The following is a 25884-nucleotide window of genomic DNA, read 5'->3' on the forward strand; positions in this document are numbered from 1 at the left end:
AAAGCCCTTGCCTTAGATTCATTGAAAAGCCTCAATGTCTCCCTCAGCGAGAGGTAGTAATCGATGAGACGTTCATTCAAACTTAGGCTCGGGGCGGCGGTGGCCACGTTCGCGCTAGTGGCGGCCGGCGCCTTCATGACCTTGACACACGCCTCCGCGCAGCAGACCGGTCCCACCGGTTACGCGACGCAGAACGGCGGCACCACCGGCGGTGCGGGCGGACAGGTCGTCCAGGCCTCCACCGGCACCCAGATCCACCAGGCCCTGTGCGGCAGGGCCAGCAACTCCACCCCGATCATCATCCAGGTCTCGGGGACGATCAACCACGGCAACACCAGCAAGGTCTCCGGCAGCTGCAACACCGCCGACGACGTCATCGAGATCAAGCAGGTCAGCAACGTCACGATCGTCGGTGTCGGCAGCGGCGCGGTCTTCGACCAGATCGGCATCCACCTCCGCGAGGCCAGCAACATCATCATCCAGAACGTGACCGTCAAGAACGTCAAGAAGTCGGGCTCGCCCACTTCCAACGGCGGCGACGCGATCGGCATGGAAGCCAACGTGCGCAACGTGTGGATCGACCACAACACGCTGGAGGCCTCGGGCGGTGAGAGCGACGGTTACGACGCGCTCATCGACATGAAGAACAACACCCAGTACGTGACCGTCTCCTACAACATCCTGCGCGGCTCCGACCGCGGCGGCTTGATCGGATCGGGCGACAGCGACACCGGCAACTCGTTCATCACGTTCCACCACAACCTGTACGACAACCTCAAGTCCCGCACGCCGCTGCTGCGCGCCGGCACCGCCCACACCTACAACAACCACTTCACGGGCGTCTGGGACTCCGGGATCAACTCGCGCCTCGGCGCGAAGGTCAAGGTGGACAACAACTACTTCGAGGACTCGAAGGACGTTCTGGGCACCTTCTACACCAACCAGACCGGCTACTGGCAGGTCAGCGGGAACATCTTCGACAACGTGACCTGGTCGAGCCCCAGCAGCGACACCAACCCGGCCGGTCCGAACCCGACCTCCACGACCACCGTCAGCATTCCGTACTCGTACTCGCTCGACGACGCCGGCTGCGTGCCGGACATCGTGGCGGAGACCGCCGGCGCCAACAAGGGCCTGAAGGTCTCCGACGGCAACTGCTCCTCGACGCAGCCGACCGACGGCCCGACCGAGGGCCCCACGGAGGACCCGACCGAGGACCCGACCGGTGACCCGGGCGACCCCGTCGGCGGCAACCTCAGCCTCGGCGCGGGCGCCGACGGCTCCTCCAAGGCCAGCAACACCAGCTACGGCGACGTGATCGACGGCAACCTGAGCAGCTACTGGTCCCCCAGCGGCACGACCGGGCGCATCTCGGTCAAGTGGAGCGCGGCCACGACGGTCGGCGCGATCGTCATCCGCGAGGAGTCGGGGGCCTCCGGCAACATCGGCTCCTGGCGCGTGGTGAACAACGACAACGGCGCGGTGCTGGCCACCGGCAACGGCGCGGGCACCATCACGTTCACGCCGACCTCGCTCAAGAAGGTCAACTTCGAGATCACCGGCGCGAACGGCACCCCGAGGGTCGCCGAGTTCGAGACGTACGCGAGCTCCGCCCCCGGCGGCGGCGGCCAGGTGCCCACCGACCCCGGCACCGGCGAACCGGGCCAGGGCGGCGACGAGCTGTACATCGCCCCGACCGGCAGCTCGGGCGCCTCGGGCACCGAGTCGGACCCGACCACGCTCGCCTCGGCGATCGACCGGATCGAGGCCGGCGGCACCATCTGGGCGAAGGGCGGGACCTACAGCATCTCGCAGACCGTCGACATCGCCCCGGGCAACAGCGGCCTCTCCGGCGACCGCACCGAGCTGTTCGCCCTCCCCGGCGAGACCCCGGTGTTCAACTTCTCGGCCCAGTCCGAGGACTCCGCCAACCGCGGCATCGAGCTCGGCGGCGACTGGTGGCACTTCAGGGGCATCATCGTCGAGCACGCCGGCGACAACGGCATCCTGGTCGGCGGCGACAACAACATCATCGAGCGGGTGATCACCCGCTTCAACCACGACACGGGCCTCCAGATCGCCCGGTACACCGCGGGCGCGCCGCGCAGCGAGTGGCCTTCGAACAACCTCATCCTCAGCTCGGTGTCGCACGACAACGCCGACTCCGACGGGGAGGACGCCGACGGCTTCGCCGCGAAGCTCACCTCCGGTGACGGCAACGTCTTCCGGTTCTGCGTGGCCCACAACAACATCGACGACGGGTGGGACCTCTACACGAAGTCCGACACCGGCGCGATCGGGGCGGTGACCATCGAGGACTCGCTGGCGTTCGACAACGGCACGCTCTCCAACGGCCAGCAGGCCGGCAACGGCGACCGCAACGGCTACAAGCTCGGCGGCGAGGACATCTCGGTCAACCACACGGTCGTCCGGTCCATCTCCTACGAGAACGGCAAGCACGGCTTCACCTACAACCGGAACCTCGGCTCGATGACGATCTCGAACAACCTGAGCATCGGCAGCGAGGAGCGGAACTTCAACTTCGACGGCGGCAGCTCGGTGTTCCGCAACAACACCTCCTGCAACAGCGGGTCGAACGACCGCATCATCGGCAACTCCGACAGCTCGAACCAGTTCTGGAACGGCTCGAACGGGTCCCGGTGCTCCCAGTACTCCGGCAACCTGAGCTGGAGCTTCGCCTCCAACGGAGCCCTCACCGTGACGATCGGCGGCACTGTGGTCGACCTCTGACCAGCCTGAAGTCGGCACGAGCGGGCCGCCCCGTCCGGATTCCGGACAGGGCGGTCCGCCGCGTGCGGGGGGATGTCCCAGGGCGGCGCTAGGCTCCGGTCGGACCGAGAGGGGACGCCATGGACAAGTACGACGTCAAGAAGGCGCGCAAGGCGCTCTACGGACCGTCCTCGAAGGACTTCGCGGTGGTCGAGGTGCCCCGCCTCGCCTACCTCGCCGTCGACGGCCGCGGCGACCCGAACACCGCCGCCGCCTACACCGAGGCCGTCGAGGCCCTGTACGGGGCCTCGTACGCGCTCAAGTTCGCCTCGAAGCGGGACCTCGGCCGCGACTACGTGGTCGGGCCCTTGGAAGGGCTGTGGCGAGCGGCGGACCCGGCCGCCTTCCTGGCCCGGCGCAAGGACGACTGGGAGTGGACCATGATGATCTGGCGCCCCGAGTGGACCACCGACGCGATGGTGGAGGCCGCACTCGCCCAGGCCGCGGCGAAGCGGCCGAACCCGGCGCTGGAGCGCTTGCGGACGCACGCCTTCACCGAGGGGGCCAGCGTCCAGATCCTCCACATCGGCTCCTACGACGACGAGACGCCGGTGCTGGAGCGCCTCCACCGGGAGTACATGCCCGCCAACGGCTTCACGTTCAACGGCGACCACCACGAGATCTACCTCGGCGACCCGCGCCGGACCGCTCCGGAGAAGCTCAGGACGGTCCTCAGGCAGCCGGTCGCGCAGGCTCAGTAGACGTCGCGGACGTAGCGCTTCTCGGCGGCCATGCGCTTGAGGTAGGCGGCGGCCCCGTCGCCGCCGAGGCCGCCGTGGGCGGCCACGATGTCGCGCAGCGCCCGGTCCACGTCCTTGGCCATGCGGGAGGCGTCGCCGCACACGTAGAAGTGCGCGCCGTTCTCCAGCCACGACCACACGTGGTGGCCGTGCTCGCGCATCCGGTCCTGCACGTAGACCTTGTCGCGCTGGTCGCGCGAGAACGCGGTGTCGAAGCGGCGCAGCACGCCTCCGGTCTGGAGCGCGGCCAGCTCCTCCTCGTAGTAGAAGTCGGTGGCCCGGCGCTGCTCGCCGAAGAACAGCCAGTTCGCGCCGCCGTGGCCGCGGGCGCGGCGGTCCTGGAGGAACCCGTAGAACGGGGCGACGCCCGTCCCGGGGCCGACCATGATCATCGGCGCCTCCGGGTCGGCCGGGGGCTTGAAGTGCGGGGAGGCCTGGACCTTCACCGGGACCGGGGTGCCGGGATCGGCGTCAGCGAGGAAGGCCGAGCAGACCCCGCGCCGGTCGCGCCCGAAGGGGCTCTCGTAGCGGATCACCGAGACGGTGAGCGAGACGCGCGCCGGGTCGGTGCGCGGGCTCGAGGAGATCGAGTACTGGCGCGGGCGCAGCGGCTTGAGCACCTCGGCCCACTCCTGGGCGCTCGCCTCCGGGCGGTGCTCGATGAGCAGGTCCGCCGCCTGGCGGCTCCAGGACCACTGGGCCAGCTCGCCCTGGTTGTCGGGGCGCAGCAGCTTGTGCAGGAGGCGGTCGCCGGTGCGCTCGGCCGCGAACTTGAGCAGGCCGCCGGTGAGCTTCGCGATGTCGAGGTGCTCGGCCAGCGCCTCGGCGAAGGGCACGGTGCCGTGGCCGTCGAGGACCACGGGTTCCCCCGGGTCGGCGCCGGTGAGGTCGAGCCATTCGGCGACGAGGTCGGGCGGGTTGACCGGGCGGACGCTCAGGGAGTCGCCGACGTTGTACGACAGGGGCGTGTCGGACAGGTCGAAGGTGAACTGGCGGACCTCTTTGGCGGCGCCGGGCAGACTCAGGAGGCGGTTGCCGACGAGCGGGGCGAGGACGTGGGCGGGGGCGGGCGGCGCCGGTGCGGGCGCTTCGGGTTCGGGTTCGCGCACCGTGGCGGGGCCCGCGGCGCGGGTGCCGGCGAAGGCGGTGAGGACCTGGTCGAGCCAGGCCGCGGCGGCGGTCTCGTAGTCGGGTTCGCAGTCGGTGCGGGCGACGAGGCGGTCGGCGCCGAGTTCTTCGAGGCGCTTGTCGAGGCGGCGGCCGTGGCCGCAGAAGTCGTCGTAGGAGGAGTCGCCGAAGGCGAGGACGGCGTACCGCAGGTCGTCGAGGCGGCCTTGGCCGGCGAGGCCGTCCCAGAAGCCGGAGCCGTTGTCGGGGGCGTCGCCGTCGCCGAAGGTGCTGGTGATGAGCAGGACGTCCCCGGCGGTGAGCTGGGCGGGGTCGGCCTCGTCCATGCCGCGGAGGGTCACGCGGTGGCCGGCGGCGGTGAGGCGCTGGGCGGCCTCGGCGGCGAAGCCTTCGGCGGTGCCGGTCTGGGAGGCCCAGAGCACGAGGACCTCGCGGCCCGGGGCGTCGGGTGCGGGGGCCCGGGTGGTCTGGATATCAGTGCGGGAGAACCATCCGGCGAGGAGGCCGTCGATCCACAGTGCGGTGTCGGGCCGCAGGGGCGCCGAGGGCGGCAGGACCGGGACGCCGGCGGCGCCGGACTCGAGGCCGGAGAGGAATCCCGAGAGGTAGCGGCGTTCGCTCTGGTCGAGTTCGGGCCGGTCGGCCCGGGTCAGGCCGAGCGCGGTCGCGAGCGGGCCGGAGTCGGCGGCCTCTTGCTCTACAGTGGCGGGTTCGATCTGCGGCGGGGTGATGACGACGGCCTGCGCGGACTTGGCGAGGGCGACCGCGCAGACCTTGAACTCGGGTTGGAACGAGAGGGGGTCGACCGCGTCGTTGGTGACGGCGTTGACGCTCAGGTACTCGCCGAAGAGATCGTTCCAGTGGAACGGGGCGAAGCAGCAGCCGGGCCGGACGCGGTCGGTGACGACCGCAGGCAGGAGCGCGCGGCCGCGCCGCGAGGCGATCTCGACCGCGTCGCCCTCCGCGACGCCGAGGCGGGCGGCGTCGTCGGGGTGGATCTCCACGAACGGCCCGGGGTTGAGCTTGTTGAGCTTGGGGACCTTCCCGGTCTTGGTGAGGGTGTGCCACTGGTGCTGGAGGCGGCCGGTGTTGAGGGTGAACGGGTAGTCGTCGTCGGGCATCTCCGCGGCCGGGATATGCGGCCTCGGGAAGAACACGCCGCGTCCCGAGGGGGTCGGGAAGACCGGGCGGCCCGATTCGTCGAGGTAGCGGATGGGGTTGCGGGCGGGGCCGCCAGGAGCGGCGGGCCACTGGACGGGGGTCTCGCGGAGGCGCTCGTAGGTGACGCCGCGCAGGTCGTAGCCGGTCTTGGGGTTGTAGGCGCGTTTGATCTCCTCGAAGACCTCCTCGGCGCTGTCGTAGTCGAACCCGCTGTAGCCCATGGCGGTCGCGACGCGGGCGATGATCCGCCAGTCGGCGGCGGCCTCGCCGGGCGGGTCGGCGGCGGGCTGGGCGAGGGTGAGGCTGCGCTCGGAGTTGATGAGCACGCCCTCGGTCTCGGTCCACAGTGCTCCGGGGAGGATGACGTCGGCGTAGCCGTTGGTCTCGGTGGCGGCGAAGACGTCCTGGGTCACCACGAACTCGGCGGACTCCAGGCCCTCGATGACGGACCTGCGGTTGGCGACGGAGGCGACGGGGTTGGTGCAGATGATCCAGCAGGCCTTGATGCGGCCCTCGGCGAGGTGCTCGAACATCTCCACGGTGCCCTTGCCGACGCCGTCCCCGCGGATCGACCCGGCCGGGAGGTCCCACAGGTCCTCGATGAAGGCGCGGTCGGCGTCGACGAGGACCGAGCGCTGCCCGGGCAGGCCCGGACCCATGTAGCCCATCTCCCTGCCGCCCATGGCGTTCGGCTGCCCGGTGAGGGAGAACGGCCCGCTGCCGGGGCGGCAGATCGCGCCGGTCGCCAAGTGCAGGTTGACGAGCGCGTTGGTGTTCCAGGTGCCGTGCGTGGACTGGTTGAGCCCCATGGTCCAGCACGACATCCACTCCCCCGCCTCGCCGATCAGCGCCGCCGCGGCCCGCAGGTCCGCCTCGGGGACGCCGGTGATCGCGGCGACGGCGGCCGGGGCGTAGTCGGCCAGGAGCGCCTCCATCGACTCCCAGCCCTCGGTGTGCGCCTCGATGAAGGCCTTGTCGATGTTCCCGTCCGCCACGAGCAGGTGCAGCAGGCCGTTGAGCAGGGCCAGGTCGGTGCCGGGGCGCACCGGCAGGAACAGGTCCGCCTTCTCGGCGGTCGCGGTGCGCCGCGGGTCGGCGACGATGAGCTTCGCGCCGGCCTTGACGCGCTCCATCATGCGCAGGAACAGGATCGGGTGGCAGTCGGCCATGTTCGAGCCGATCACGAAGAACACGTCGGCCCGCTCGAAGTCCTCATAGGAACCGGGCGGTCCGTCCGCGCCGAGCGAGAGCTTGTAGCCGGTGCCCGCGCTGGCCATGCACAGGCGCGAGTTCGACTCGATCTGGTTGGTGCGGACGAAGCCCTTCGCGAGCTTGTTCGCGAGGTACTGGGCTTCGAGGCTCATCTGGCCCGAGACGTACAGCGCGAACGCGTCGGGCCCGTGCTCGTCGATGATCGCCCGAAAGCGCCGCGCGGTCTCGGCGACCGCCTCGTCGAGGCTCGCCGCGACCGGTTCGGCGCCGCGCTCGGGCCGCATCAGCGCGGTTTCCAGCCGCCCGGGGGCCGAGAGCATGTCGGCGGTGGTCGCGCCCTTGGTGCACAAGCGCCCGAAGTTCGCCGGGTGCGCCTTGTCCCCCGAGGCCTTGGCGACCGAGCGCCGCCCGTCGGGGCCGCGCTTGATGTCGAGGAGCATCCCGCAGCCGACCCCGCAGTAGGAGCACACGGTCCGCACCTGCTCCGACTTCGACCGCGCACCGCCTGACGACATGACGTCCCCTCCCCTGACCGACCGGCCTCGACCGTAGAGAACGCCCGTGACGACCGCGTGTCGCGTGCGTGTCGAGTGCTGTTTCGCCGACCGCACCGCCAGGTGGGGGCGATGGTGCACCGCCGCGAAAGGGCCGCGTCGCGGTCTCGCGGCGGCGGGGCGGTTCGAGGGGGATGCTTCGCGGACGGCTCCGAAGGACCTCGCGAACGGGGGATCGCACAATCGGCCGGATGCTCGGTGCGACCGGCGATCCGCCGGCGAAACGCGCGGATGGCAGGGTACGGGCATGGTCTACGCCCCCGCAACAGACGAGCCGGTCACCGGCGTCCTCCAGGATCTGCCTTGGGACCTGGCGCGCGAACGCGCCCACGCCGCAGCGCCGCCGCTGGAGGCCGTCGAGGTCGCGCTCGGCGACGCTGCCGGGGCGAGCCTCGCGCGGGGCCTTGTGGCGACCGCGCCGCTGCCGGGCTTCGACACCGCGGCGATGGACGGCTTCGCCGTCACAGGGAGCGGCCCCTGGCGGGTCGTCGGCGAGTCGGTGCCGGGGAGGCCCTGGGCCGCAAGGAGACTCGAAGACGGTGCGGCGATCCGGATCGCGACCGGGGCCGTGGTCCCACGGGGCGCCCGGGCGGTGCTGCCGATCGAGCAGGCCGTCACGAACACCGGCGAACTCGACGGCCCCGAGCTGCCCGAAGGCAGGCACATCCGCAGGACCGGCGAGGACGCTCGGGCCGGGACCGAACTGGCCGCCGCGGGGACCCGCGTCGGCCCGGCCCTCATCGGCCTGGCCGCGACCTGCGGGTACGACACGCTCCGCGTCCACCGGCGCCCGGTGGTCCGGGTGATCGTCACCGGGGACGAACTCGTGCACGCCGGGGCCGCCGCACCGGGGCGGGTGCGCGACGCGCTCGGCCCGCTGCTGCGGCCGTTCCTCGCCGAGGCCGGCGCCGAAGTCGACGCGGTGGTCCACGCGCTCGACAGCCCGGCGACCGCGCTGGGCGACGCGGTCGCCGCCGCGAGCGGGGCGGAGGTGGTGGTCGTGGCCGGGTCGACCTCAGTCGGGACGACCGACGGCCTGCGACCGCTCCTCGCGGCCCAGGGCGCGGAGCTGATCGTCGACACCGTCGCGTGCCGCCCCGGGCACCCGCAACTGCTCGCCCGGCTCGACGGCGGCCCGTACGTGGTGGGCCTGCCGGGCAACCCGTTCGCCGCTTTGGTCGCCGCGTACACGCTGCTCGTCCCGCTCCTCGACGGTCTCGCGGGACGCCCGCTACGCAGGCTCCCTCAGGCGATGCTCGCCGAACCGGTCCAAGCGCCGCCCGGCAAGACGCGGATCGTGCCGGTCGTCTGGGAGGGCTCGGTCGTGCGCCCGTTGGGAGGCAGCCGTCCGGCCTTCCTCAACGGCGCCGCGTTGGGCGACGCCCTCGCGGTGGTCCCGCCGGGGACGGTGCCGGGAACGCCGGTCCCGGTGATCGCGCTCTGATCGGACTCTGGCGTCAGTTGCGCAGGTGGGAGAGAGCGACGCCGACGGGAACGCTGAGGACCAGCGCGATCAGCGCGATCCGGTAGGCGGTGCGGACGCGCCCCGGGGCGGCGCCTCGGGTGAGGGCCAGCGCGAGGCCCAGCGCGGCGATCAGCAGCGCCGCGCCGGCGTCGACCACGAGCGGGAGGCCGGTCAGCGTTCCGGCCAGGACCGCGGCGTTGCCGAGGGCCCAGGCGGCGGCCTGGACGCGAATCGCGTCGGGCCCGATCGGTTCGGTGCGCGGCCTGGCCTGGGCGGCGGCGATCGCGCAGGAGGACGCGCCGCACACCAGGACGAGGTAGGCCGCGGCCCAACTGCCCTTCGGGAGGTCGAGCGGTCCGGTGAAGGCCGCGACGAGGCCGCCGAGGAGGACGCAGACGACGCCGGCGATGAAGAGCGGGCCCGGCCCGCGCCGCGGAGCGGGCGGCTCGGATCTGGCCACGGTGAGCAGGGCCGCAGCGTCCTCGACGGCGTCGAGTCGGTGGCGGCGCGGCGGGATGGTCAGCAGGTCGCCGGCGGCGCCTTCGCTGATCTCGTCGCCGGCTTGGAGGCGCACCCGTCCGACCAGGACTTGCAGGGTGGCCTCGCCGGGGCTCTCGTGGTCGTCGAGGGCGCGCCCGGCGGCCAGTGCGAGCAGGGTCTGGCGCAGGGCGCGGTCGCCGCCGATGGTGCGGGCGCTGCGTCCGCTGGCGGCGGTGCGGGCGGCGGCGAGCTGCTCGTCGGCGAGGTCGGTCAGCGAGGATCGGTCCACAGTGCTCCTTCGGGGCGGGTTCAGGCGGTGGCGCGGGTCGGGCCGGTGACGGCGAGGCAGAGGCCGGGTTCGCGGAAGGGCTCCAGGCGGTCGACGGTGAGCGGCGAGCCCCAGCGTTCGAGGGCGCCGCGCATCAGGCCGAGGTGGACCTGGCACACGACCCGGTCGGTGGAGGCGAGTTCGAGGAAGGGGCAGTGCCGCAAGGCGATCCGGGTCGCGTCCCCTTCGTGCGGTTCAGGCGCGAAGCCGAGTTCGCCGAGCAGGGAGGTCAGGCGTTCGAGGCCTTCGGCGTCGGTCTCGTCGGGGGCCGATCGCAGGCCCCAGGCGCGCCCGGCCTCCACGGCGCGGTCGCCGGCGTCGGGCGCCGCGGCGAGGCCGCGGGCGAGGACTTCGGCGAGCAGGCGGTAGTGGCGGGGGCCGGTCGGGTCCATGCCGCGCGCGGCCCGGAACGCCAGCGCGGGCCGCCCAGGGGTGCGCTTGTCGGACCGGCCGCGTTCGACCTGGCCGGTGGCGACGAGTTTGTCGAGGTGGAAGCGGACGGTGTTGGGGTGGGCGCCGACGCGCGCGGCGATCTGGGCGATGCCCAGCGGTTCGGGTGAGGCCTTGAGGGTCCGCAGCACCGCCTCGCGGTGTCCGGTCGACCGGTTCGCTTCGTCGGTCACGTCGGTCCCGTTCTCTTCGTGGGTCGTGGCGGGTGCGCGAGGGCTTCCCACGGCGCGGGAGCGCGGTTCGGCGGTCGGCGCGGCCGTGCCTATAGTTTACACGAACGAAGGTTGTGAAAACTCGAGGCGGGAGTGCAGTGATGTCCTCACAGGAATCGGCCGAGCGGACGGCGCCGGAACTCGATGTGCGATCGATGCCCAAGCCGCAGAAGCACCCGGCGATCTTCGCCGCTTACGAGGCCCTGCCGGTCGGCGGCGCTTTCATCCTGGTCAACGACCACGATCCGCGGCATCTGCGGGACGAGTTCGAGGCGAGGCACCCCGGCGGCCACGGATGGGAGTACCTCATGCGCGAGCGGGGGAACTGGCGGGTGCGCCTCACGCGGCTGGCCTCGACGCCGCTCCCGCGGGTCCTGGCCGACGCCGGGGCGCTCGCGGCCGACGTGGGCGCGCCGGGCGTGGGCGGGGCGGTCTGGCGCCTCCAGGAGGGCGAGCGGGACCTGGACTCGAACGTCATCGCGATCCCGCCGGGGGGCGGGATCGGCGCGCACGCCGGGCCCGACGTCGACGTGCTCGTCCACGTGCTCGCCGGCGGCGGGCGGCTGGTCACCGAACGCGAATCGGTCGATCTCGCCCCCGGGGCCGTGGTGTGGCTCCCCCGCCTGTCCCGACGGGGGTTCGAGGCCGGGGCGGACGGGCTACGCTACCTGACCGTGCACCGACGCCGGCAAGCGTTGGCCATCGCGGACGCACCGCACCGGGACCGCTGAGGATGCCCGGGCCGCCGCCGAGGAGAGGAACCGATCAGATGTCTGGTCTCGACGAGAAGCTGCGCGACGTCCACGAGGAGGTCCTCCGCCGCAATCCCGGCGAGAGCGAGTTCCACCAGGCGGTGTACGAGGTCCTCGACTGCCTCGGCCCGGTCGTGGCCAAGCATCCGCAGTACGCCGACGCGGCCGTGATCCGCCGGCTGTGCGAGCCGGAGCGCCAGATCATCTTCCGCGTCCCGTGGATCGACGACGACGGCCAGGTGCAGATCAATCGCGGCTTCCGCATCGAGTTCAACTCGGCCCTCGGCCCGTACAAGGGCGGCCTGCGGTTCCATCCCACGGTGTACCAGGGGATCGTGAAGTTCCTCGGGTTCGAGCAGATCTTCAAGAACGCGCTGACGGGGCTGCCGATCGGCGGGGGCAAGGGCGGTTCGGACTTCGACCCCAAGGGCCGGTCCGAGGGCGAGGTGATGCGCTTCTGCCAGGCGTTCATGACCGAGCTGTACCGGCACATCGGCGAGTACACCGACGTGCCGGCCGGGGACACCGGGGTCGGCGGGCGCGAGATCGGGTACCTGTTCGGGCAGTACAAGCGGATCACCAACCGGTACGAGTCCGGGGTGCTGACGGGCAAGGGCCTGGGCTGGGGCGGGTCGCAGGTGCGCACCGAGGCGACCGGGTACGGGACGGCGTACTTCACCGAGGAGATTCTGCGGTCCAAAGGGGAGTCCTTCGACGGCAAGCGCGTCGTCGTCTCCGGGTCGGGGAACGTGGCGATCTACGCCGTCGAGAAGGTCCACGAGCTCGGCGGGACCGTCGTGGCCTGCTCCGACTCCTCGGGCCGGGTGCACGACGACAAGGGCATCGACCTGGACCTGCTCAAAGAGGTCAAGCTGACCCGGCGCGGGCGGCTCACCGAGTACGCCGAGCGGCGCGACGGCGCCCGCTACGACGAGGCCGGGAACGTCTGGGAGGTGCCGTGCGACATCGCGCTGCCGTGCGCGACGCAGAACGAGCTCAACGGCCACGACGCGGCCGTCCTGGTCCGCAACGGCTGCGAGATCGTGGCCGAGGGCGCGAACATGCCGTGCACCCCTGAGGCGGTGCGGCTCTTCGCCGAAGCGGGCGTGGTCTTCGCGCCGGGCAAGGCCGCCAACGCAGGCGGCGTCGCCACGAGCGCGCTGGAGATGCAGCAGAACGCCTCCCGTGACTCGTGGACCTTCGAGCACACCGAGGAGCGCCTGGCCCACATCATGCGCGGCATCCACGACCGGTGCCTCGAGACGGCCGAGGAGTACGGCACCCCGGGCAACTACGCGATGGGGGCCAACATCGCCGGGTTCACCCAGGTCGCCGACGCCATGCTCGCCCTCGGCGTCATCTGACACCCGCCCCTCCCGCCCCTCGCGTGCCGTCCTGTGCGAGTGTCGACGCACCGGCGCGCACCCCTGCACCCGAACTCCGAAAGGCCCGCAATGATCATCGACCGAGCCGAAGTCATCGTCACCAGCCCCGACCGGAACTTCGTGACGCTCAAGCTCACCACCGACGACGGCCTCACCGGTCTCGGCGACGCGACGCTCAACGGCCGCGAACTCGCCGTGGTCGCCTACCTCAAGGAGCATGTGGTGCCGCTGCTCCTGGGCCGGGACGCGCACCGGATCGAGGACACCTGGCAGTTCCTGTACCGCTCGGCGTACTGGCGGCGCGGGCCGGTGACCATGGCCGCGATCGCCGCGGTCGACATGGCGCTGTGGGACGTCAAGGGCAAGGCCGCCGGGCTCCCGGTGTACCAGCTGCTCGGCGGCGCCTCCCGCAACGGGCTCCTGGCCTACGGGCACGCCTCGGGCAAGACCGTTGAGGAGCTGTTCGACTCCATTCGCTCCCACCAGGAGCAGGGATACCGGGCCATCCGCGTCCAGACCGGTGTCCCAGGACTGAAGTCGATCTACGGCATCGCCTCGAACGCCACTTATGAAGCAATGGAAGGGGTCCGGTACGACCACGAGCCGGCCCAGCGCGGCGACCTGCCCAATGAGGAGGACTGGGACACCCGGTCCTACCTGCGGCACGTCCCGACCGTGTTCGAGGCCGTCCGCGGCGAGTTCGGCCCCGAGCTGCCGCTGCTGCACGACGCCCACCACCGGCTCACCCCGATCCAGGCCGCGCAACTGGGCAAGTCCCTCGAGCCGTACGACCTGTTCTGGCTCGAGGACGTCACGCCCGCCGAGAACCAGGAGGCGCTGCGCCTGGTGCGCGGGCACACCACGACCCCGCTGGCCATCGGCGAGATCTTCAATACCGTCTGGGACTACCAGCAGATCATCCGCGAGCAGCTCATCGACTACGTCCGCTCGGCCGTGACCCACACCGGGGGCATCTCGCACCTGAAGAAGGTCCTCGACTACGCCTCGCAGTACCAGATCAAGTCGGGGATGCACGGCCCCACGGACATCTCCCCGGTCGGCATGGCCGCCGCGATGCACCTGGGACTGTCGATCCACAACTTCGGCATCCAGGAGTACATGCGGCACGGCGCGAAGACCGACGAGGTCTTCCAGCAGTCGTTCACGTGGGCAGAGGGGATGCTCCACCCCGGCGACCGGCCGGGCCTGGGCGTGGACCTCGACGTGGACGAGGCCGGCAAGTACCCCTACGTGCGCGCCTACCTCCCCTTCAACCGCCTGGCCGACGGCACCGTCCACGACTGGTAGACCCTTCGACGCGTTCGGCGGCCCGCTTCGCGGCGGGCCGCCGAACGCCGATGCGCGGCGGGCGTCGCGCTGAAACCGGAGTCCACATGCAGCACTCTGCGGTGTCTTCGGCACGCTGCGTGAGCTGTTTCACTTGAAACTTCAACATAGGTTAGGCTACGCTAAGCCCCGACACGCGGCGTTCGACCACTTCGGCCGATCGCCGCCGACCCCCCGATGAGGAGTGAAGTGTGCGCCATCCCATCCGACGTGCCATCCCCCTGACCGTGGCCGCGGCCCTCGCCGCGACCGGCCTGGCCGCCTGCGGTTCCGGCGATGCCTCGGACGACGCGACCGGATCCGAGTCCGCGGCCGAGTCCGACCAGTCCATCACCGTCTACAGCGGACGCAGCGAGGACCTCGTGCAGCCGCTGCTCGACCAGTTCACCGACGAGACCGGCATCGAGATCGAAGTCCGGTACGACAACTCCGCCACCATGGCGACCCAGATCCTCGAAGAGGGCGACCGGTCCCCGGCCGACGTGTTCTTCTCCCAGGACGCCGGCGCCCTCGGCGCCGTCGCGAAGGAGGGCCTGTTCGCCGAACTGCCCGCCGAAGTCCTCGACCTCGTCCCGGCGCAGTACTCGGCCGGCACCGGCGAATGGGTCGGCGTCACCGCCCGCGCCCGGGTGCTCGTCTACAACGTCGACCTGGTCGACGAGGCCGACCTGCCCGAGTCCGTGTTCGACCTGACCGACCCCGAATGGAAGGGCGCGGTCGGCGTCGCCCCCACCAACGCCTCGTTCCAGGCCTTCGTCACCGCCATCCGCGTCGAGCACGGCGACGAGGCGGCCGAGGAGTTCCTGGCCGGACTGGTCGCCAACGACCCCGAGATCCGCGACGGCAACGGGGGCATCCTCGAAGAGGTCAACAACGGCGACCTCGCCACCGGCCTCATCAACCACTACTACGTCGGCGAGCTCGCCGCCGAGCAGGGCGTGGCGCTCGACGAGCTCGACGCCCGGCTCCACTTCTTCCCCGGCGGCGACACCGGCGGCCTGGTCAACGTGGCCGGCGTCGGCGTCCTGGAGCACGCCGCCGAGGACCCGGACGTGCGGGCCTTCGTCGACTTCCTGCTCTCGCAGTCGGCGCAGGAGGCCTTCGCGACCCAGACCTACGAGTACCCGCTCGTCGAGGGCGTCGCCGGCCCCGAGGGCCTGCCTACCCTCGACAGCCTGGAGGCCCCCGAGATCGACCTCAACGACCTCGACACGCTCGAAGCCACGATCGCCATGATCACCGCCTCGGGCCTGGTCCCCTGAGCCGCACGACTTCGACCACCGCAGGGCGAGACGGCATCCCCGGTCTCGCCCTGCGGCTGCGCCGTGCCTGGCACCGGACGGTGCCGCGGCCGATCCTCCTGTGCGGCGCGTTGATCGCCGCGGCGGTCGCGCTGATCCCCCTGGTGTACCTGGGAGTCCGGGTCGCCGAGGCCGGCGGCGAGCGGATCGCCGAAGAGCTGTTCACCGAACGCGTCGCGGTGCTGGCGGTCCGGAGCCTGGGCCTGGCCGCGGTCGTCACCGCCGCGTGCGTCCTGCTCGGGGTGGCCACGGCGTTCCTGGTGACCCGCACCGACCTGCCCGCGCGGCGGGCCTTCACCGTCCTGGCTGCGCTCCCGTTGGCCGTGCCGACCTACATCGCGGCGTTCACCTGGGTCTCCTCGATGCGGGAGTTCGAGGGGTTCTGGGCCGCGGCGCTGGTCCTCACCGCCTGCTCCTACCCCTACGTGTTCCTGCCGGTCGCCGCCGCGCTCACCGGCGCCGACGCCGCCGCCGAAGAGGTCTCCCGGTCGCTCGGGCGCGGCCCGTGGCGCACCTTCCGCGCGGTGACGCTGCGCCAGATCCGCCCGGCCGTCGCCGGCGGCGCGCTGCTGGTGGCCCTCTACGTGCTCTCGGACTTCGGCGCGGTCTCGATCCTGCGCACCGACACCTTCACCCGCGCGATCTTCGTCGCCTTCAACATGGGGTTCGACCGCACCGGCGCGCTCGTGCTCAGCTCGGTCCTGGTGGTGCTCACGGTCCTGCTGCTGACGGGCGAGTCGGCCACGCGCCGCCGCCACGAGCGCTACGCCCCGCTCGGCGGCGCCCGCCGCCGCGCGAACCCGATCGGCCTGGGCCCGTGGCGATGGGTCGCGGCCACCGGCCTGCTCGGGGTCGCCGCCGTCGCGCTCGGCGTGCCCGCGGTGAGCCTCACCGGCAGGCTCCTCGAAGGCACCTCGCGTCCTGAATGGATCGACCTCGTCACGGCCGCGGGGAACTCGCTGTGGCTCTCGGCGGCCGGGGCGGCGCTGACTTTGGCGCTGGCGCTGCCGCTGGGCCTGCTCGTCGCCAGGGCGCCCGGGCGACTGAGCGCCGTCTTGGAGCGGCTGAGCTATCTCGCGCACGCGCTGCCGGGCATCGTCGTCGGACTCTCCCTGGTGTTCTTCGGCATCAACGTGGCCTTCGCGCTGTACCAGACCGCGTGGCTCCTCGCGCTCGGCTACGCGGTGCTGTTCCTGCCGCTGGCGCTCACGGCGGTGATCGGCGCGGCCGCGCAATCCCCGCCGGCTCTCGAACAGGTCGCCGCGTCCTTGGGGCGCGGGCGATTGTCGGTGCTGCGCACCGTCACGCTCCCGCTCACGCTGCCGGGCATCGGCGCCGGCGCGGCGCTCGTCTTCCTCACCTGCATGAAGGAGCTGCCCGCGACGCTCCTGCTGCGGCCCACCGGGGTCGACACGCTCGCGACCGAGCTGTGGACCAAGACCACCGTGGCCGCCTACGCCGCGGCCGCCCCCAGCGCGGCCCTCCTGGTCGCGCTGTCGGCGATCCCGACCTGGCTGATCGCCTCGCGCACCGGCATCCTCGACAAGAACGGACCCGCATGAGCACGCTCGTGGTCGCCCAGGCCCGCAAACGATTCGGGAAGGTCGCCGCGCTCGGCGGCGTCGACCTCGACGTCCCCGGCGGCAGCCTGGTCGCCGTGCTGGGTCCCTCCGGCTGCGGTAAGACCACGCTGCTGCGCTGCATCGCCGGGTTCGAACGCCTCGACGCCGGGACCGTGGACCTGGCGGGCCGCAGGCTCGCGGGCCCGGGCGCGCACGTCGCGGCGCATCGGCGGGGCGTCGCGATCGTCCCGCAGGAGGGCGCGCTGTTCCCGCATCTGAGCGTCGCCGCCAACGTCGGGTACGGGCTCGGCCGCGCCGAGCGCGCCGCGGGCCGGATCGGCGAAGTGCTCGAACTCGTGGGTCTGGCCGGGCTGGGTTCGCGGATGCCCCATGAGCTCTCGGGCGGCCAGCAGCAGCGCGTGGCCGTCGCGCGGGCGCTCGCGCCGCGGCCGCCGCTGCTCCTGCTCGACGAGCCGTTCAGCGCGCTCGACGCCGGGCTGCGCGTGGGGCTGCGCGGCGACGTGCGCCGGGCGCTGCGAGAGGACGGCGCGACCGCGCTGCTGGTCACCCACGACCAGTCCGAGGCGCTGTCGATGGCCGACCAGGTCGCGGTCATGCGCGATGGGGTCGTGGTCCAGGCCGCCACGCCCGCCGAGCTGTACCGGCGGCCGGTCGACGCGTGGACGGCCGCGTTCGTCGGCGAGGCGGTCCTGCTGCCCGGCACCGCCGCCCAAGGCCGGGTCGAGTGCGCGCTCGGGGCACTGGCCGTGGAGGACGCGGCGGCCGAAGGCGAGTGCACCGTGTTCGTCCGACCCGAGCAGCTCGTCTTCACCGACGACGACGCGGCGCTGCCGTGCACCGTTGCGGCGCAGGAGTTCCACGGTCACGACCGCCTGATCACGCTGCACCTCGACGACGCGGTGACGGTGACCGCGCGCGCTCCGGGCGCCTTCGCCGTCAAGTCCGGCGACCGGCTGAAGGTCGCGGTGCGCGGGAGCGTCCGCGTCTGGCCGGGGCCGGCGGTGCCCGCCATCTCCTGAGCGAGGCCGTTGCGGTCCACCCGAACAGGGCAGTACGCGAACTTCTCTTGCATTGCGGTCCAAAGTCGATACGATCGGGGCATGTCAGACCCGCCGCCCCACCCGCACGGCCACCCGCACCGCCCGCAGATGCCGATCGACCAGCTGCTCGGCGAACTCGCCTCGCGGGTCGACGAGATCGTGCTCGACCGCGAGCGCCTGCGGGCCCTGCTCGACGCGGTGATCAGCATCGGCTCCGACCTCGAACTGGCGGCCATCCTCGACCGCATCGTCGCCGCCGCCTGCACGCTCGTGGACGCCCGGTACGGGGCGCTGGGGGTCCTCGACGACTCCGGCGGCCTGGCCGACTTCCGCACCCAGGGCCTGAGCGAGGCCGAGATCATCGCGCTCGGCGACCCGCCCACGGGCCGGGGCATCCTCGGGCACATCATCGACGTGCCCGAGCCGCTGCGCCTGGAGGACCTGACCGCGCACCCGGCGTCGATCGGGTTCCCGCCCGGGCACCCGCCGATGCGGACCTTCCTCGGCGTGCCGGTCAAAGTGGGCGAGAAGGCCTGGGGCAACCTCTATCTCACCGACAAGCGCGGCGGCCAGTTCACCGACGACGACAAGGACATCATCACCGCACTCGCCGCCGCGGCCGGCGTCGCGATCGACAACGCCCGCCTCTACGGCGAGCTGGCCGACTCCCAGGCCGAGCGCGAGCGCCTGGTCGTCTTCCGCGACCGGGACCGCATCGGCCGCGACCTGCACGACCTGGTCATCCAGCGGCTCTTCGCCACCGGGCTGCAATTGCAGAGCATCGTGCACCTCGTGGACGCCCCCGACGCCGCCGACCGGATCAACACGGCCGTGGACGAGATCGACGGCGCCATCTCGGACCTGCGGGCGGCGATCTTCAGCCTGCACACCGGCACCGAGCAGTTGTTCTCGGCGACCGTGAAGGGGCTCGCGGGCGTGGTCCGGCACCAGTTGGGCTTCATGCCGCGGGTGCGCTTCGAAGGGCCGGTCGACAGCGCGGTGCCCGAGACGGTGCGCATCGAGGTGCTGGCGATGCTGCGGGAGGCGCTCAGCAACGCCGCCCGCCACGCCCGGGCCGGCGAGGTGGTCGTGGCGATGGCGGTGGCCGACAGGCGCCTGGAGGTCACCGTCTCCGACGACGGGTGCGGGATTCCGGCGATGGCGCCGCGGCGCGGGCTGGCGAACCTCGCGGCCAGGGCCGAGGCGCTCGGCGGCAAGTTCGCGATCGGCGGGGTGGAGCCGTCGGGCACGCGGCTGCACTGGAGCATCCCGCTGTAGGCGGTCAGCCGAACAGGCGGGAGGCGAGCACCGCGGCCTGCGTGCGGCGCTGGAGGCCGAGCTTGGCGAGCACGCGGGTCACGTAGTTCTTGACCGTCTTCTCCGCCAGGTGCATTCGCTCGGCGATCTCCCGGTTGGTCAGGCCCTCGCCGATGTGGGCGAGGATGCGCCGCTCCTGATCGGACAGGAGCTCCAGCTCGGGGGCCTTCGGCGGCCCGGTGCGCAGGCGCTCGAGCACCGCGCCGATGACGCGGGTGTCGAGCAGCGACTCCCCCGCGGCGACCTTGCGGACGGCCTCGACCAGGTCGTTGCCGCGCACCTGCTTGAGCAGGAACCCGGCCGCGCCGGCCTCGATCGCGGCGAACAGCGTCGCGTCGTCCTCGTAGGAGGTGAGCATGACGACGGCGATCGAAGGGTCGATCTCCTTGACGCGGCGGCATACCTCGACGCCGTCGCCGTCGGCCAGGCGAGCGTCGAGCACCGCCACGTCCGGGCGCACGGCGGGGATGCGGCGGATCGCCTCGGCGGCCCCCGAGGCCTCGCCGACCACCTCGATGTCGCCGTCCCGCTCCAGCAGGCCGCACAGACCCCGCCTGACCACCTCGTGGTCGTCCAGCAGGAACACCTTGATCAATGCCGTATCCATTCTTCGAGTATGGGCGCGTCGGGCCACCGGGGCACCTCTCCGAGGTCCGCTCGGCGGGGGACCTTGGTCCCTTGGGACCCAGCCGACGCACGGAGGCGGGCCGCGACCAGAGGTCGCGGCCCGCGATGGGTGGGGCTACTTGAGCCAGGGCAGTCGCTTGACCAGCGCGGTCTCGCCCCAGGCCTTGCCCAGGCCGAGCGTGTTCTCGGCGCGGACGAGCGCCAGGCCGACGAGCAGCCCCGCGTAGACGAGGTGGTCGTCCATGAACGGGTTGTTCGCCGGGAGCAGCACCGCGGTCCACATGAGCACCAGCAGCAGTGCGCCCGCGGCGGCGGCGATCCTCATGCCGACGCCGAGGATCAGGGCGAGCCCGATGCCGGCCAGGCCGATCATGAAGAGCCAGTCGGCGAGGGCCGAGCCGGCCATGCCCTGGTAGAAGTCGGCGAGCGGGCCCTGCGTCCCGTGGGCGAGGAACCCGGCGGTCGGGCTCCCGCCCTCGATCCAGGCGCCCTCGCGCTCGGTGGCGAATCCGAGGCCGAAGGCCTTGTCGATGAAGGCCCACAGGAAGACCCAGCCGAGGGCCAGGCGCAGCGCGGCCCACACGTAGGCGGCGGCGCGGCCGGGGGCGGCGACGGGGCGGGCGGCCCGGTCGGCTTCAACAGAGGTGGTCATCGCACTGCACTTCCTTAATGAGAGATGTCTTTCGGGTTCGGCCACCGCTCTCGGTGACACCACTAGCAAACCGCGGATCGGGGGCCGGGAGGAGAGGTCGGAAGCCGCGTCCTGGAGGGACGAAGGTCCCGAGTGTCTGGAGGCGGATCGGCGTCGACCGAGCCGTGAATGCGCTGGTCTTGTTGCGCCGCAAGGTTTCCGGGCATGGAAAAGCGGCCGCCCCGCCCCCGGGAGGCGGCCGCCGGAGGAGGCGGCGCCATGTGCCGCCTCACTCCTTCACGGTGCCGGCCAGCACCCTCGACAACCCCTTGTATCCGAGGCCGGCCGGCCCTCCCGGGAGCCCGCCGTGGAACGGCCGACCGGCACGGAACTGCCGGGGCAGGTAGACCCCCAGTGCTCTCCTGCCCAGCCGCCAGATCGGCGAGACTCCGATGAGGTGGTCGTCGTCGCCGCCCACCGGCACCGGGTCGCCGGTGAGGGTGAGCGGCACGTGCGTGAACATCGCGTCGTCGGACATCTCCATGACGCACAGGCCGACCGGGTCGAACCGCCGAGGGCGTTCGACCGCCGCCGGATCGATCCGGTGCGCGATGTCGTCGGCCACGGCGTCGGCCTGGAGCATGGACAGGAACCCCAGTTTCAGCGGGAAGTCCCCGGCGTCGCCGGGCGCGTAGACCGCGTCGGTGCGGCGGACCCTGCGCGTCTCGGCGTCGGTGAGCACGAATCCGCGCCGGTCCTGCGGCAGGCCTTCGTAATCGACGGCCGGGCCGTGCGGGGCGGCGGCCACGAGGAGGTCGAACACCCGCGCCGTCCCGTCGGCGAACCGCACCAGGCCCGGCTCGACCCGCTCGACCGCCGCCGAGCGGCACCCGACGACCCCGCGGTCGGCGAACTCGCCGTCGACCACCCGGTCGAGCCCGGTGCCGAAGGCCTGCAAGTAGGTGCCCTCGTGCGTCGCGAAGGTGACGCAGATGCGGTCGCGCACGCGGGCACGGCGCAGCCACTTCTCCAGCATGAACGCGAGCTCGTACAGCGGGCCGGCGCACAGGTTCCCCGGCGGCACCAGGAACAGCACGTGCTGCGGCGAGCCGTCGACCGCCGCGTCCCTGACGCGCTTGAGGCCCCGGCCCAGTTCCCGCATCCGGTCGAGGGACCCGATCAGATGGGCGTGCTCGGCCAGGCCGGGCACCTCCTCGGGCCGCGGCCTCGCCCCGGTGGCGAGCACGAGGTAGTCGTAGTCGATCAGGTGCCCGTCGGCGAGCGCGATCCGCTTCGGATCGGTCTCGACCCACGCGACCGCGCCGCGGCGCACGGCGATGCCGCGGCGGGTCGCGGGCGGCCCGACCGGCAGGCGCAGGTCGTCCTCGGCCCCGCCGAAGGGCACGTAGATGGTGCCGGGGGTGAACACGAAGTCGGGCCGGTCGGCCACGAGCGTCAGGTCGATCCGGTCCCCCAGCCGCTCGCGCAGGCTGAAGGCGGTCTCGAGGCCGGCGAAGCCACCGCCGACGATGACGACTCGGGGCGTGTTCATGGGGTCCTCCTGGAAGCGTGTGGTCACACCTCCATGGGACTCCGATCGCCGGGCGCGCGGTAGTGACCAAGTGCCCGTCGCGAAGGGACCCGGGGGTTCGCGACCGCAGCGGGCGGTCAGCTCGCGGAGACGTTCAGCGTCCGCGCGACGGCGATGTGCGCGGCGAGCGCGCTGCCCGGGTCCACTCGCGGCAGTTCGTGGGCGCCGTCGAGCGGGGCGGCGTCGCCGATCCCGACGTCGGCGTCCGGCAGGAGCGCCCGCGTCTCGTCGACGAACGCCGCGGCGAGGCCCTCGGCGCCGAACATGCCGCCGATGCCGCGCACTCGCGGCGCCGCGGCCTCGGCCTCGCCGGTGCGGCGCAGGCCCGCGACCGCCGACAGGGCGAGTTCGCGCCCGGCCCGTTCGAGGATCGCGGCGGCCACGGCGTCGCCGTCCGCGGCGGCCTCGGCGACGGTCCGCGCGTACGCGGCGGTGCGGCTGACGCGGTCGGGGTCGGTCTGGAGTTCGAGGTAGGCGCGCTCCAGGTCGGGGAAGTCGGCTGCGAGGAGCGCGGTCAGCGCGGTCGCCTCGCCGCGGCCATCGTGGGCGCGCATCACGGCGTCGAACGCCGCGCGGCCGATCCAGAATCCGCTGCCGGCGTCGCCGATGAGGTGGCCCCAGCCGTCGACGCGGGCGACCTCGGTGCGGCCCACGGCGAGGGTGACCACGCCGGTGCCGGCCGCCACGACCGCACCCCGGCCGTCCCCGAGGGTGCCGAGGAAGGCGGTGATCGAGTCGTGGGCGAGGTGCACCGCGCTCACGCCGTGCGCTCGGGTCGCTTCGAGCAGGAGGCCGGACTCGTCGCCGCCGGATTCGAGGCCGGAGACGCCGAGGGCGACCTGCTCGAAGGCGCGGCCGTCGGCGGCGGCTTGGGCGACGATGGCGATGAGCTGGGGCGGGAGCGGGCGGTCGGTGCGGATGCCGGGCACCGTCCACTCGCTGCTGCGGCCGTTCTCGGTGTGGCGGAGCTTGACGGTCGACTGGCCGGCGTCGATCGCCAAAGTCCGCATCGGACCGGTCACCGGGCGGTCTTCCCGGTGTAGTACTCGGTGAGGAGGCCGCCGGCGGGTTTGCCGTAGGGGCAGTAGTCGTCGTTGCCGGCGGCGTCCGCTTCGGCGTAGAGGAGCGGCGGCCAGTCCCAGAGCATGAAGCCGCGCATCCAGGGCCTGGCGTCGCAGGCCGCGAACATCGCGCGGTAGTAGCGCAGCTGCTCCTCGCCGGAGGGCGCCCCGGGGAGGCTCCAGTCGTTGGGCAGGTCGGGCGAGCCGGTGCGCGAGGGGCACCCGGCCTCCATGAAGAAGAACGGCTTGCCCGAGGCCTTCACGACCGGCTCGATGCGGTCGAGTTCGGCCTCCAGCCGGTCGATCGGGTAGTAGCCGCTGGAGGTGACCACGTCGACGGCGTCCCACCAGCGGACGTGGTCCTCCTGGTACTTGTCGCAGTTGTAGGTGACCAGTCCCGAGTAGACCTCGCGCACCGCCGCGATGAGCGAGCGCCAGTCCTTTTCGCGGGCGTCGGCGCGCACCATCTCGCAGCCGACGCAGAGCATCTCGCAGCCCTCGGCCTCGGCGATGCGGGCGCTGTGGAGGATGAACTCGCGATAGGAGGCGAACCACTCGCCCCAGCTCGGCTCGCCCGGGACGTCCCAGTCGAAGAAGCCGATGTAGGCGCGCCAGGTGCCGTCGGCGACGTTCACGACGGGTTTGAGGCAGACCTTGAGCCCGAGGGACTTCGCCTCGCGGATGGCCCACCGGATCTCGTCGTCGGTCACCGTGGGCGCCTCGCCGAGCGGGACTTCCGTGGACTGCGCGGTCTTCTGCACCGAGGCGTAGGCCAGCGCGGTCCAGTTCACGCCGTGCTCGGCCATCGCCCGCATGGAGGCGGCGGCCTCGGGGACCGCCCAGGTCCCCCGTACTCCGGTCCAGCCCCAGGTCATGCCCGCGACGTAGGGGAAGAGTGTCATTTCACGGCTCCTGAAGTGAGTCCCTTGTAGATCCACCGCTGCAACAGCAGGAAGGCGATCAGGGTCGGGATGATGACGATGAGCGTGCCGGCCGAGATGACCTCCCAGTGCGCGCCGAACGGTCCCTTGAAGCGGAACAGGGAGGTGGAGATCATGCCCTCGGACGGCAGGTAGAGGAACGGCGCGTAGAACTCGTTGTAGATCGCGATGCCCTTGATGATCACGACCGTGGCGATCGCGGGTTTGAGCAGGGGCAGCACGATCCGCCAGTAGATCGTCCAGCGGTTCGCGCCGTCGATCATCGCGGCCTCGTCGAGCGAGGCCGGGATGGCCTGCATGAACTGGACGAACAGGTAGATGGCGATGATGTCGGTGCCCATGAACAGCAGGATGAGCGCGGCCTTGGTGTCGTACAGCCCCAGGCCGTTGATGACCTGGAAGGTGGCGACCTGGCTGGTCACGCTCGGGACGAGCGCGGCCACGAGGAACAGGCCGAACACGAGCCGCTTGCCGCGGAACTCGAAGCGGTCGAGGCCGTAGGCGGCGAGGGTGCCGATGAGGATGGTGCCCGCGAGCGACACGGCGAGCACGACGGCGGTGTTGAAGAACCCTTCGAGCATCCCGCCGCGGTCGAACGCGATCGCGAAGTTCTCGAAGTTCAGCCAGTTCGAGGGCGGCGTGAGCGGCCCGGTGGCGCCGTACTCCTGCGTGGACTTGAAGCTGGCGAACAGGACCGTGGCGAGCGGCAGGACGGTGACGGCCGAGGCGATCAGGAGGCTGAGGTACTTGGCGGTGCTCGCCGAGGCCTTGCGCGCGCGGATCGCGGCGGTGCGCGAGCCGGTGGTCAGGGTCATGTCAGATCCACCTTCTCGTCGGGGAAGAGCCTGCGCTGAATCCAGGTCACCAGCAGGACGATGACCAGTAGGACGATGGCCATGGCGGAGGCGGTGCCGACCTGCCGGAAGTTGAACGCCGTCTGGATCGTCTGGATGACGAACGTCGAGGTGCCGTTCGCGCCGCCGGTCATGATGAACGGGATCTCGAAGACGCTGAGCGAGCCGGCGATCGCGAGGATGAACGACAGGCCGATGACCCGGCGGATGCCGGGGAAGACGATGGCCCAGAACTGCTGCCACCGGTTGGCGCCGTCGAGTTCGGAGGCCTCGTAGAGCTCGCTGGGCAGCGACTGGATCGCGCCGAGGAACAGCACGAAGTTCAGGCCCGTGTAGCGCCAGACGCTGGTGCCGGCGAGCGACCAGTTGGCGATGTCGGGGTCGCCGATCCAGTGCGGGGGCTCGCTGAGGCCGAACCACGAGAGCACGGTGTCGAGCGTGCCTCCAGGCTGGAACAGGTACAGGAACACGAAGCCGATCGCGACGCCGTTGATCAGGTACGGGAAGAAGAGGATGCCGCGGAAGAGGTTGCGGAACCTGGTGCTGTAGCTCAGGAGCGTCGCGAAGTAGAGCGCGATGCCCATCTGGATGAAGGAGGCCCCGAAGTAGTACAGGCTCACGGCGAACACCGAGAAGATCCTCGGGTCGGTGAAGACCTGCACGTAGTTGTCGAGGCCGACGAAGTTCTTGGTCTGGTCGAGGCCGTCCCAGTCGGTGAAGCTGTAGTAGAGCAGGTTCACCGCGGGCCAGTAGGTCAGCAGGAGCATGAGCCCCACCGCCACCGCGACGAACAGGTACGGGGTGAGCCGCCGCAGGAGCCGCCGGTCGGTGACCCCGGAGGGCCGCGCGGGGCGGCCCTCCGGGGTCGATCGTCCGTCGGAGCGGTCGGCGGGGGCGTCGGCCATCGAGGGGCCGGGTGCCGTGTTCGCCATGT

At 71.8% G+C, this 25884-nt stretch carries 19 protein-coding genes and 1 pseudogene; 10 read left to right on the plus strand and 10 right to left on the minus strand.

Annotated elements, in window-relative coordinates; all coding sequences use genetic code 11:
• Window positions 1-63: 63 nt before the first annotated feature.
• Window positions 64-1608: pseudogene (locus tag IF12_RS27270) on the plus strand (pectate lyase); the annotation flags it as partial.
• A 1262-nt stretch (window positions 1609-2870) separates the two neighbouring features.
• Window positions 2871-3491, plus strand: coding sequence for a GyrI-like domain-containing protein (locus IF12_RS0114780; RefSeq protein ID WP_030159618.1), 621 nt, complete (start codon window positions 2871-2873; stop codon window positions 3489-3491).
• Here IF12_RS0114780 and IF12_RS0114785 read toward each other — a convergent pair.
• Window positions 3485-7546: a bifunctional nitrate reductase/sulfite reductase flavoprotein subunit alpha gene (locus tag IF12_RS0114785; protein ID WP_030159620.1), complete on the minus strand. Its 4062-nt coding sequence runs from the start codon at window positions 7544-7546 to the stop codon at window positions 3485-3487. The genes IF12_RS0114780 and IF12_RS0114785 overlap by 7 nt on opposite strands.
• A 286-nt stretch (window positions 7547-7832) precedes the next feature.
• Here IF12_RS0114785 and IF12_RS0114790 point away from each other — a divergent pair, with 286 nt between their 5' ends.
• Complete coding sequence (locus tag IF12_RS0114790; RefSeq protein ID WP_051704421.1) at window positions 7833-9029, plus strand: molybdopterin molybdotransferase MoeA; 1197 nt, start codon at window positions 7833-7835, stop codon at window positions 9027-9029.
• 13 nt (window positions 9030-9042) lie between these two features.
• Here the strand turns inward: IF12_RS0114790 and IF12_RS26240 are convergent, their stop codons facing one another.
• Window positions 9043-9819 carry a hypothetical protein gene (locus tag IF12_RS26240; RefSeq protein WP_197034735.1) on the minus strand — a complete coding sequence of 259 codons (777 nt, stop codon included), beginning with the start codon at window positions 9817-9819 and terminating at the stop codon, window positions 9043-9045.
• 20 nt (window positions 9820-9839) lie between these two features.
• Window positions 9840-10481: a metalloregulator ArsR/SmtB family transcription factor gene (locus IF12_RS0114800; protein ID WP_030159626.1), complete on the minus strand. Its 642-nt coding sequence runs from the start codon at window positions 10479-10481 to the stop codon at window positions 9840-9842.
• A gap of 194 nt (window positions 10482-10675) precedes the next feature.
• On the opposite strand from IF12_RS0114800, the gene IF12_RS0114805 reads away from it, so the two are divergent.
• From IF12_RS0114805 to IF12_RS0114840, 7 genes are all read left to right on the plus strand, one after another.
• Complete coding sequence (locus IF12_RS0114805) at window positions 10676-11251, plus strand: DUF2249 domain-containing protein (RefSeq protein ID WP_035749269.1); 576 nt, start codon at window positions 10676-10678, stop codon at window positions 11249-11251.
• Window positions 11252-11289: 38 nt separating this feature from the next.
• Window positions 11290-12636: an NADP-specific glutamate dehydrogenase gene (gene gdhA, locus IF12_RS0114810; RefSeq protein WP_030159630.1), complete on the plus strand. Its 1347-nt coding sequence runs from the start codon at window positions 11290-11292 to the stop codon at window positions 12634-12636.
• A 90-nt stretch (window positions 12637-12726) separates the two neighbouring features.
• Window positions 12727-13965 carry a D-mannonate dehydratase ManD gene (gene manD / locus IF12_RS0114815; RefSeq protein ID WP_030159632.1) on the plus strand — a complete coding sequence of 413 codons (1239 nt, stop codon included), beginning with the start codon at window positions 12727-12729 and terminating at the stop codon, window positions 13963-13965.
• Window positions 13966-14195: 230 nt separating this feature from the next.
• Entirely contained in the window at window positions 14196-15266 is a 1071-nt protein-coding gene (locus tag IF12_RS0114820; protein WP_030159634.1) for an iron ABC transporter substrate-binding protein, read from the plus strand.
• A gap of 80 nt (window positions 15267-15346) precedes the next feature.
• Complete coding sequence (locus IF12_RS0114830) at window positions 15347-16867, plus strand: iron ABC transporter permease (protein ID WP_133884307.1); 1521 nt, start codon at window positions 15347-15349, stop codon at window positions 16865-16867.
• Window positions 16864-17907: an ABC transporter ATP-binding protein gene (locus IF12_RS0114835; RefSeq protein ID WP_030159638.1), complete on the plus strand. Its 1044-nt coding sequence runs from the start codon at window positions 16864-16866 to the stop codon at window positions 17905-17907. The genes IF12_RS0114830 and IF12_RS0114835 overlap by 4 nt, the downstream gene beginning before the upstream one ends.
• Window positions 17908-17988: 81 nt before the next feature.
• Window positions 17989-19206, plus strand: coding sequence for a GAF domain-containing protein (locus IF12_RS0114840; protein WP_030159641.1), 1218 nt, complete (start codon window positions 17989-17991; stop codon window positions 19204-19206).
• Between the two features lie 4 nt (window positions 19207-19210).
• Here IF12_RS0114840 and IF12_RS0114845 read toward each other — a convergent pair whose 3' ends face one another.
• From IF12_RS0114845 to IF12_RS0114875, 7 genes are all read right to left on the minus strand, one after another.
• The gene (locus tag IF12_RS0114845) at window positions 19211-19840 is read right to left on the minus strand and encodes a response regulator transcription factor (RefSeq protein ID WP_030159643.1); all 630 of its coding nucleotides are present in this window, start codon (window positions 19838-19840) and stop codon (window positions 19211-19213) included.
• A gap of 147 nt (window positions 19841-19987) precedes the next feature.
• Entirely contained in the window at window positions 19988-20524 is a 537-nt protein-coding gene (locus IF12_RS0114850) for a DoxX family membrane protein (RefSeq protein ID WP_051704422.1), read from the minus strand.
• A 268-nt stretch (window positions 20525-20792) separates the two neighbouring features.
• Window positions 20793-22055, minus strand: coding sequence for an NAD(P)/FAD-dependent oxidoreductase (locus IF12_RS0114855; protein WP_030159647.1), 1263 nt, complete (start codon window positions 22053-22055; stop codon window positions 20793-20795).
• Between the two features lie 116 nt (window positions 22056-22171).
• Window positions 22172-23104 carry a BadF/BadG/BcrA/BcrD ATPase family protein gene (locus tag IF12_RS0114860; protein ID WP_030159649.1) on the minus strand — a complete coding sequence of 311 codons (933 nt, stop codon included), beginning with the start codon at window positions 23102-23104 and terminating at the stop codon, window positions 22172-22174.
• Between the two features lie 8 nt (window positions 23105-23112).
• Window positions 23113-24057: a hypothetical protein gene (locus IF12_RS0114865; protein ID WP_030159651.1), complete on the minus strand. Its 945-nt coding sequence runs from the start codon at window positions 24055-24057 to the stop codon at window positions 23113-23115.
• Window positions 24054-24911, minus strand: a complete 858-nt coding sequence (locus IF12_RS0114870) for a carbohydrate ABC transporter permease (RefSeq protein ID WP_051704423.1) — start codon at window positions 24909-24911, stop codon at window positions 24054-24056. The genes IF12_RS0114865 and IF12_RS0114870 overlap by 4 nt, the downstream gene beginning before the upstream one ends.
• Window positions 24908-25882: a carbohydrate ABC transporter permease gene (locus IF12_RS0114875; RefSeq protein WP_030159655.1), complete on the minus strand. Its 975-nt coding sequence runs from the start codon at window positions 25880-25882 to the stop codon at window positions 24908-24910. Before IF12_RS0114875 ends, IF12_RS0114870 begins: the two co-directional genes overlap by 4 nt.
• Window positions 25883-25884: the final 2 nt, after the last annotated feature.

Origin of the sequence: Glycomyces sp. NRRL B-16210 (assembly GCF_000719515.1) — a bacterium.
Lineage (GTDB): Bacteria > Actinomycetota > Actinomycetes > Mycobacteriales > Micromonosporaceae > Glycomyces.

What these genes read in the sequence shown, in the direction of transcription:
- IF12_RS0114805 (WP_035749269.1), top strand. Translation starts at nt 10,676, where the DNA reads ATGCCCAAGCCGCAGAAGCACCCGGCGATCTTCGCCGCTTACGAGGCC.
- IF12_RS0114790 (WP_051704421.1), top strand. Translation starts at nt 7,833, where the DNA reads ATGGTCTACGCCCCCGCAACAGACGAGCCGGTCACCGGCGTCCTCCAG.
- manD (WP_030159632.1), top strand. Translation starts at nt 12,727, where the DNA reads ATGATCATCGACCGAGCCGAAGTCATCGTCACCAGCCCCGACCGGAAC.
- IF12_RS0114835 (WP_030159638.1), top strand. Translation starts at nt 16,864, where the DNA reads ATGAGCACGCTCGTGGTCGCCCAGGCCCGCAAACGATTCGGGAAGGTC.
- IF12_RS0114860 (WP_030159649.1), bottom strand. Translation starts at nt 23,104, where the DNA reads ATGCGGACTTTGGCGATCGACGCCGGCCAGTCGACCGTCAAGCTCCGC.
- IF12_RS0114785 (WP_030159620.1), bottom strand. Translation starts at nt 7,546, where the DNA reads ATGTCGTCAGGCGGTGCGCGGTCGAAGTCGGAGCAGGTGCGGACCGTG.
- IF12_RS0114870 (WP_051704423.1), bottom strand. Translation starts at nt 24,911, where the DNA reads ATGACCCTGACCACCGGCTCGCGCACCGCCGCGATCCGCGCGCGCAAG.
- IF12_RS0114850 (WP_051704422.1), bottom strand. Translation starts at nt 20,524, where the DNA reads ATGACCACCTCTGTTGAAGCCGACCGGGCCGCCCGCCCCGTCGCCGCC.
- gdhA (WP_030159630.1), top strand. Translation starts at nt 11,290, where the DNA reads ATGTCTGGTCTCGACGAGAAGCTGCGCGACGTCCACGAGGAGGTCCTC.
- IF12_RS0114855 (WP_030159647.1), bottom strand. Translation starts at nt 22,055, where the DNA reads ATGAACACGCCCCGAGTCGTCATCGTCGGCGGTGGCTTCGCCGGCCTC.
- IF12_RS0114875 (WP_030159655.1), bottom strand. Translation starts at nt 25,882, where the DNA reads ATGGCGAACACGGCACCCGGCCCCTCGATGGCCGACGCCCCCGCCGAC.
- IF12_RS0114780 (WP_030159618.1), top strand. Translation starts at nt 2,871, where the DNA reads ATGGACAAGTACGACGTCAAGAAGGCGCGCAAGGCGCTCTACGGACCG.
- IF12_RS0114865 (WP_030159651.1), bottom strand. Translation starts at nt 24,057, where the DNA reads ATGACACTCTTCCCCTACGTCGCGGGCATGACCTGGGGCTGGACCGGA.
- IF12_RS0114840 (WP_030159641.1), top strand. Translation starts at nt 17,989, where the DNA reads ATGTCAGACCCGCCGCCCCACCCGCACGGCCACCCGCACCGCCCGCAG.